Here is an 8,238-nt window from a genome sequence, read left to right as displayed (position 1 = left end):
CAGGACCCCGGAGTTTAAACTGCTAAAGGAGAAACTGAGCCATCCATTAATATTGGATGGAAGGAACTTGTACGAGCCTGAGCAAATGAAACAGGAAGGATTTACTTATTTTAGTATTGGTAGATAAGTTAGGGTATTAGAAAAATCTCTAATGCAGTTGCTAATTTAAGTTAAAGAAAATACTTTTTAACTTTTTCAATAAAACACAATTACTTTCTATTCAAATCCTGATCATCATCTTTGAAGGGATCAATATTATAATAAATGGATATAAATTCATTAAAAGAAAAAGCCTTAAAAGGTATGTTATGGAGTTCTATTGAAATAATATTCCATAAAGGGTTTGACTTTTTGGTAAAACTTCTATTGGCAAAGCTTCTATTTCCAGAGGAATTTGGAGTAGTAGGAATGGCTGTTGTGTTTACAAGTTTTATTAGTGTTTTAAATGAATTCGGAATTGGCGCAGCATTAATCCAGAGGAAAGATGAGGATCTTAATGATGGACACTATAGTACTGCATTTTGGAGTGGAATTATATGGTCAATAATATTATTTATAGTTGCTACTTTTTTAATCGCTCCAGTAGCAGCCTCATTTTATGAGGAATCTTTATTAGTCAAAGTAATTCCAGCATTAAGTCTGAGTTTGATTCCTAATTCAATGAATTTAATTCATAAAGCTAGACTTATTAAAGACTTAAATTTTAGAAAAATAGCCTTTATAAGTAACAGCGCATATCTAATAACAGGCCTTATTTCATTACTACTTGCATATCTGGAGTTTGGTATTTGGGCATTAATTTTTAATTCTATTGCATTCTATTTTTTAGCAGCACCTATATATTTTTTTGCTAGTAGATGGAGACCACGATTTTTTTGGTCAAAAGAATGTTTTAAGGATATAATTGGTTTTGGTTTGTATTCAACAGGGACACAAGTTTTAGGAAATATAACATCAAATATAGATTATTTAATAGTCGGTAAAATAATTTCAGCAGGTGCGCTAGGTGCCTACTCATTAGCATTCCTACTAACTGATATTGTAAGGTCACAAATAATGTCAATACTTAATAAAGTAATGTATCCTATTTACAGCAAGTTACAAGGAAGTAGGAAGGAAGTAAAAGAATATTATATTCAAGTAATTAGATATAATGTATTAGTATTATACCCAATAATGTTAATACTAATAATGGAAGCAGAACAAATCATCCTCGTTTTTCTGGGAGATAAATGGATAGATTCTATTATACCACTACAAATTTTATCTGTATCTGTATTATTTCATGTTATGGTAAGTAGTAATACAGTTCTAATAAGAGGTTTAGGTAAACCTAAATTAGAAATGAACATCCAGTTATTTAAAACTATATTTTTATATATACCATCAATAACAATTTTAACCTACTCCTACGGAATTATAGGTACTTCTTGGGCAATAGTTTTTAACAAATTTATAAGTGTTTTTATAGCACAACATTTTTTAAAAAAACTTATTGGCATTACGTTTTATGATATAATTAGATCAATAAAGACAGTATTATTGATTACCATTTTTATTGGAGTAATAATTTACCTCAATAACCTATATTTAACTGATAATTTATATATAAATTTAATTATAATTATTCTACTATACTCTATGCTATATTATAGATATTTCGGAAAGGAAGTAGTCGGTATTTTAGTAAAAATGAAAGCAAGAAGATGAATTACATAAAGAATAAGGTAAAAGGTATTTATAACTTTTACATGAAAATTGTAAATGAAAAACTGCCTTATGTTTTCTACAGAAATAAGGTTTTAGCGAGTATTTACTATTTTTTATTTTCAAGATCATTTTTAAGGGAAAATAAAGCGGTTCTAAATGGAAAGGTTCAATATTTAAAGCAATCTCAATCTAATAAAGCTAATATTTTTCTTTTAGTCAGAAATACTCATAAATTAGAAAAGGGGTTATTAATGAGGCCTAGGAGGGCAGTATTTGCAGCTTCATATATTGAAGAAACTGTTAGTTGCTTTATCAAATTGGCAGAAAGTGGAGATGATATACATACGCCTCAATTTAAATGGTTTTACGATGTATTGGATGAATATTTCGCTGTAGTCCAAGGAGGAGATAAAACTATAGATTTCCAAATGGGTAGGTTCAAGGCTGTAGTAGAATCAATTAATTTTGAATTAAAGAGTAAAAAAATAGAACAAAAATCGATACCTTATAAACACTCTTCTATTGGAGTCAGCCCTATCAGCTATGAAGATTTTTTTAAACTTTCAAAACAAAGAAGGTCTGTAAGATGGTTTGAACAGAAAGCTGTACCGAGAGAGTTAGTTGATAAAGCAATTTTAGCCGCTATACAAGCGCCTAGTGCCTGTAATAGGCAGCCTTTCCAGTTTAGAATTATTGATGATAAAAACATTTTATCGAAAATTGTGAATTATCCAATGGGTACAACTGGTTATGCGGAAAATATTCCAATGATGATAGTAGTTACAGGGAACTTAGATGCTTACTTTAGTGAAAGAGATAGACATGTTATTTATATTGATGGATCCTTAGCAAGTATGTCATTTATGTATGCATTAGAAACTCTAGGTTTGTCCAGTTGCTCAATTAATTGGCCTGATATAGAACAAAGAGAGAGAAAAATGCAGAAGTTACTCAAATTAAAAGATTTTCAAAGAGTAATAATGTGTATTGGGGTAGGTTATGCAGATCCAGAAGGATATATAGCATTTTCTGAAAAAAGATCTTTAGACGAGATTAGAAAATATAATTAAGATATGTTAGTAGAAATATACGGAGCGCGATTTACAAATAAAGGGGCAGAGATGATGCTTTTATCAATTGTTGAAAAAGTAAGAGAATGGTATCCTTCTGCAAAGTTTGTGCTAAATTGTAGCAATATTGATGAATACAATGAAGCTAGCAAAAAAGGATTTCACAAAAGATTATCCTTTAAAAAATCCATAATAAACATTAGTGACTTAAGCATATTAATTCCTAGCTTTTTAACTAAGAAAAACAAAATTGTAAAAAATAAGAATATTGATGTAGTTTTTGATGCTTCTGGCTTTGCTTATGGAGATCAATGGACTTATAAAATGGCAAAATCATTTTTAATTCAGGTAAAAAGGTGGAGAAAAAATAATACCAAAGTGATATTAATGCCTCAAGCATTTGGTCCATTCAACAATGTAAAAAATGAAAAATATACGAAAGCACTAATTGAAGCTTCAAATTTAACTTTTGTAAGAGATAAAGAGTCATTAAAGCATGTTGAAAAATTAAACCTATCTACAAATGTAAAATTATCGCCTGATTTCACTATTTTATTAAAAAATAAAAAGGTCGACAAGTATGATTATTTGTCTGGGAAAATATGTTTAATTCCAAATTTTAAAGTAATTAGTACCTCCAAGGTCGATAAAACACTTACTGAAAAAAAATATATTGATCTATTCAATAACGCAATTGATTTTTTCCAAGCTCAGAACAAAGATGTATTTCTTTTAAATCATGAAGGGGAAAAAGATTTGCAATTAGCAAAGAAAATTATTGGCAGCAAAAAGATAGAAATTGTTTCTGAAAGTGATCCTTTACTACTGAAAGGAATAATTGCATCAAGTAGCTGTGTTTTAGGCTCTCGTTTTCATGGCTTGGTAAGTAGTTTGTCACAAGGAATATTGAGTTTTGCTGTTGGGTGGAGTCATAAATATGAAATGCTTTTCAAAGATTTTGGATTTTCAAAAGGGATTCTAAATTTAGAAATGGATAAAATAGAATTGTTCAATCATTTAAATATAAGATACTCCGAAGAATATAAGTCTGTAATAAGTGAAATAAATATTAATAGTAAACTTTTAAAGCTAAAAGTTGAAGAAATGTGGGATGAAATCTATAAAGAAATTAATTCTAAGAATTAATACATTAAATATTAATAGTGGATAAAAATAAAAAGATAGTGCCGTTTTTTTCTGTTATAATGCCAATATATAATAAAAAACCGCATTTAGAAAGAAGTATAAATTCTGTGCTAAATCAAAATTTTTATGACTTTGAATTAATATTAATAAATGATAGTTCAACAGATGGGAGTGATAATGAAATTCTTAAATTTAAAGATAGCCGAATCAAAATTTTAAATAGAGAAATTCCAGGTCCGGGAGGATACGCAGCAAGAAATTTAGGGATAAGAAATTCTAAAGGAAAATATATAACCTTTATAGATGCAGATGATTTCTGGTTTACAACTCACTTAGAATCATATTTTAATACCATAAGAAAATCTGATTTTGAAATTGAATTTATATCATGTGGTTGGAAAAGAATCTCTGAAGAGAACGAATCATATAATCCATTTTTTTTAGAAAATAAAGATAAAAAACTAATAAAAATAGATAAGAAAAAATATTTTGAATTATCGATAGAGGATAAAATCCCTGTTTGGACTTCTGTAGTTTGTTTCAAAAACACTTCTGAATTAAATAAAAACCTATTCCCTATTTCTGAAAAAATAAGAAGAGGTGGAGACTTAATTGCATGGTTAAGATTGATACACTTTTTTAATAATTTACATTGGGTTAATCATGTTGGAGCCGTCTATTTTCAAGATAGTGTAAATATGGTAACTAAAAGTCACAGTGGTAATTTTGAAATATTATCCAAGAAAATTTTTAAGGAATTCAGCTATAGAAATACCAATTTAGAAAATAAAATTTTAGCAAAATTTTTCAATAAGCAAATCCTTACTGTATGGTTTAGATTAAAATCAACTATTAATTCTAAAAAGAAATACAACATCAAAAATAGATTATATTGGAAATATGACTTTAAATCATCTTTAAAAGTATTTTTAATAACTTCTTTACCATTTAGTTTAATTCTTAAATTAAAAAACTACAAATAGATATACTGACGTTTTCCCTGTAAAAATATCTGACTATAAAATTAAGATAATGAAGAATTCAAATGAATTGATAATTTTAACTGATTACAGGCATTCACTATATAGTACAGTTAAGTATGGTAATGCAAGTGACAACGGTATAGATTTAAATAGACTCGAAAATCATATAGGTAGTCATGGGTTCAAAATTAGAATACTTAATTTTTTTGAATTAGATTTTACAACTGAAAATTTTACCGATAAATATATTATCTATCAATCATCTGAGGATCACAATGCTTTTTATAAAAGTTATATCGAAGACATTATATATGCGATAAACTTACAGGGTGGCATAATTATACCTTCTTTTAAATACTTAAAGGCTCATCACAACAAGGTTTTTATGGAGCTTCTTAGAGACATAACTAAAATAGAAGGCGTAGAACATTCTCATTCTAAAAAATATGGTACGCTCGAAGAGTTCTTAAGTGATAGTAACAGAATTGAATTTCCTGTTGTGATTAAGTCCGCTGCGGGCACAATGAGCAAAACTGTACGAAAAGCTGAAAACTTTAATGATGCAATAAAAGCTATTAAATTCCTGTCACGTACATTTAATGTTAAGGAAGCGTTGAAATCAATTCTTAAGAAAGTAATAAGAAATCATTACACTCCAAAATCCAACTATAGAAACAAATTTATTGTTCAACCTTTAATTGAAGGATTAGATGGTGATTTTAAAGTGCTAATTTTTGAAGGTCCTAAAATATTTCTCGTTAAGAGGAGTCTAAAAAGAAATGATTTTAGAGCTAGTGGAAGTGGTTTAATCTCTTACGATTATGATTTAGATTCAGAATTGCTTGACACTTGCATGAAAATTTATAATTCATTTAACACGCCATTTATTTCTATTGATTTAGCTAAAAAAAATGAAGAATATTTTTTAATAGAATTTCAATTTATCATGTTTGGTACCACGGTTTTAGAAAAATCAAAATGGTTCTTTACGAAAAATAATGGTCAATGGGTAAAGGAGATCAGCAATAATCTAATCTTGGAAGAAATATATGCGGATTCAATAATTAAATTTATCAATGATAAAATTAATTAAATGGATTTACTTTTCAAAAATAGAATAATGGAGAAAGGTGTAATTTTACTCCTTTTCCCATTATTTATCTTAAGAATAAGTCTATTTATAGATAATAATTTATTTAATATATTTTTTGGTATATTTTCAAATTTATTTCTAGTTCTTTATATTTTTTCAATAAAAAGATTAAAAAGAAATCAAGTAGATTACATTTTATTATGTATCTTAATAGCTACAATTAGTATATCAGTATCCTTTTTTAATGGATTTGGTTTATTTAAATCAATTTATGATTTAAATAGATATTTATTAATCATTTCTTTGTACGGAATTGGTTTATTTACAGCCAAACACTTTAAACTTACTAATATAAAACAATTATTTTTTTTAGTCCTAATATTTCATTTGTTAATAGCTATTTATCAGCTACTTACTGGTAATATTTTAGAGATCTCTGGTGATAAAAGACTCAATGGCTATTTTGAGAATACTGGTCAATTTGGTACTTTTTTGGGTTATGCATTTATTGTTTTATTTATCCTGATAAATTCTGCGAAAAAAAAACTATTTTACTATTTCTTATTGATTCTAACAGTGATAATTCTAGCTTTAAATAATACTGCAAGGGTTTTTGCAACTATCTTTTTGTCATTTATATTCTATTTTCTAACAGAACAAAGAAATTTAAAGTATCTGCTAGCTTTGGTTGTCCTTTCATTAATTGTAATATACTTTAACGATCAAGTTTATGACCGCATATCAAATATGTTAACAGCAAACTATAATCTGAATGAAATATATGGTGAACAACTTGATAATTCGTTTCAATGGAGAGTCCTTCATTGGTATCAATTAATATCTGATTGGTGGAATAATTACACTTTTTTTGGAGCAGGCCTAGGTCATGAAACTATGCTTTCAGGTTATAAAACCTCAGATGGTAGAACTTTCATTGCACATTCTGATTTCATAAAATTCCTTATTGAATTAGGAATGATACCGTTTATGCTTCTAGTGCTGGTACTAATTTACCTATTAAATAAGATTTTCATTTGGTTGAAAGCACATAATTTAAACCTTGTGAAGATATTAATATATTATTGTTTTGCTAATTTTATCTTAGGCGGAATAATCTTTACCATTTCCTTCTACATTTCAATGGTATTGCTTGGAATTATTCAATATTTAAAAATGTCAAATAGTACTTATTCTGAAAGTAATGTTACTATGTAATAATAATATTAATAAATGAAAGTTCTTCAAGTTACGAATGCATATCCTTCTTTAAAACATCCAGTTCATGGTATTTTTATAAAAGAACAATTAAATTCTATCAATGAGAAAGGAGTAGATTTTGACCTATTATTTATCAATGCAAAAGATTTCGGCAAATTAGAATATTTAAAAGCGTATTTTAAATTACTAAAATGTAGAAAACAATATGATATAATTCACTGCCACCATTTTCTTGTTGGCTTTTTGAGTTTATTGACTTTTCCTAAAGCAAAAGTCATAGTTTCATTTCTAAGTGATGGAACAAATGAATTTATGCTTACAAAAAATATATTTAGTGAATATCTAATTAAATGGATGTATTCCCTGATTCTAAAAAGATCAGATGGACGTATATTTAAAAAAGCAATTCCCGATTCACTTATAACTGATGAATTTTCATTTTATTTACCTAATGGTGTCAATTTGGATTTATTCAAACACATTTCAAAAAAAGAGTCTAAAATTCAGCTTGGTTTAGACGTAAATAAAAGATACATATTGTTTTGTAGCTTAAATAACCTTTACAGGCCAGAGAAAAGATATGATATTTTTAAAAATGCACTAGATACAATAAAAAGTAATAAAAGCTTCTCCGATGTGGAAGAACTTGTTTTAATTAATGAATCGAGAGATAGGGTACCTTACTATTTTAATGCTGCTGAAGTTTATGTCTTGACCTCAGATTTTGAAGGTTCTCCAAATGCTGTTAAAGAATGTGTAAGTACAGGGACTCCTGTAATTTCTAGAAATGTAGGGGATGTCCAAAGGACAATTGGAAATCTAGAAGGATGTGAAATATTAAGTTCAGAAGATCCGACAGATTATGTAACTGCTATTTCAAAGTTGTTAAATTCAAAATACCCTGAAATAAGATCATTATATAAAAGGAGAATAATGGAGTTACAATTAGATGTAGGGTCCGTGGCTGACAATTTAATCGCTATTTATTCAAAGGTTTTATCTTAAGTTTAAAATAATA

The 8,238-nt window shown here is 27.6% G+C and carries 7 protein-coding genes; all 7 read left to right on the top strand.

Annotated elements, in window-relative coordinates; genetic code table 11:
* The first annotated feature begins 264 nt into the window (after positions 1-264).
* From JKA74_RS18640 to JKA74_RS18610, 7 genes are read left to right on the top strand one after another with little or no spacing between them, the layout of a single operon-like run.
* Entirely contained in the window at positions 265-1,710 is a 1,446-nt protein-coding gene (locus tag JKA74_RS18640) for a lipopolysaccharide biosynthesis protein (protein WP_201432754.1), read from the top strand.
* A 41-nt stretch (positions 1,711-1,751) separates the two neighbouring features.
* Entirely contained in the window at positions 1,752-2,780 is a 1,029-nt protein-coding gene (locus JKA74_RS18635; RefSeq protein ID WP_201432753.1) for a nitroreductase family protein, read from the top strand.
* Positions 2,781-2,783: 3 nt separating this feature from the next.
* Positions 2,784-3,926, top strand: coding sequence for a polysaccharide pyruvyl transferase family protein (locus JKA74_RS18630; protein ID WP_201432752.1), 1,143 nt, complete (start codon positions 2,784-2,786; stop codon positions 3,924-3,926).
* A 17-nt stretch (positions 3,927-3,943) separates the two neighbouring features.
* Positions 3,944-4,909: a glycosyltransferase family 2 protein gene (locus tag JKA74_RS18625; RefSeq protein ID WP_201432751.1), complete on the top strand. Its 966-nt coding sequence runs from the start codon at positions 3,944-3,946 to the stop codon at positions 4,907-4,909.
* A gap of 49 nt (positions 4,910-4,958) precedes the next feature.
* Entirely contained in the window at positions 4,959-6,002 is a 1,044-nt protein-coding gene (locus JKA74_RS18620; protein ID WP_201432750.1) for an ATP-grasp domain-containing protein, read from the top strand.
* The gene (locus tag JKA74_RS18615) at positions 6,003-7,217 is read left to right on the top strand and encodes an O-antigen ligase family protein (protein ID WP_201432749.1); all 1,215 of its coding nucleotides are present in this window, start codon (positions 6,003-6,005) and stop codon (positions 7,215-7,217) included.
* Between the two features lie 15 nt (positions 7,218-7,232).
* A complete protein-coding gene (locus JKA74_RS18610; RefSeq protein ID WP_201432748.1) occupies positions 7,233-8,225 on the top strand; it encodes a glycosyltransferase in 993 nt (330 codons plus the stop codon).
* Positions 8,226-8,238 lie beyond the last annotated feature (13 nt).

It is taken from the genome of Marivirga aurantiaca (assembly GCF_016679925.1).
In the GTDB taxonomy this organism is placed as follows: Bacteria; Bacteroidota; Bacteroidia; order Cytophagales; family Cyclobacteriaceae; genus Marivirga; species Marivirga aurantiaca.
Note: the sequence above shows the minus strand (reverse complement) of the source record. Positions and strands in the feature narration are given on the sequence as shown.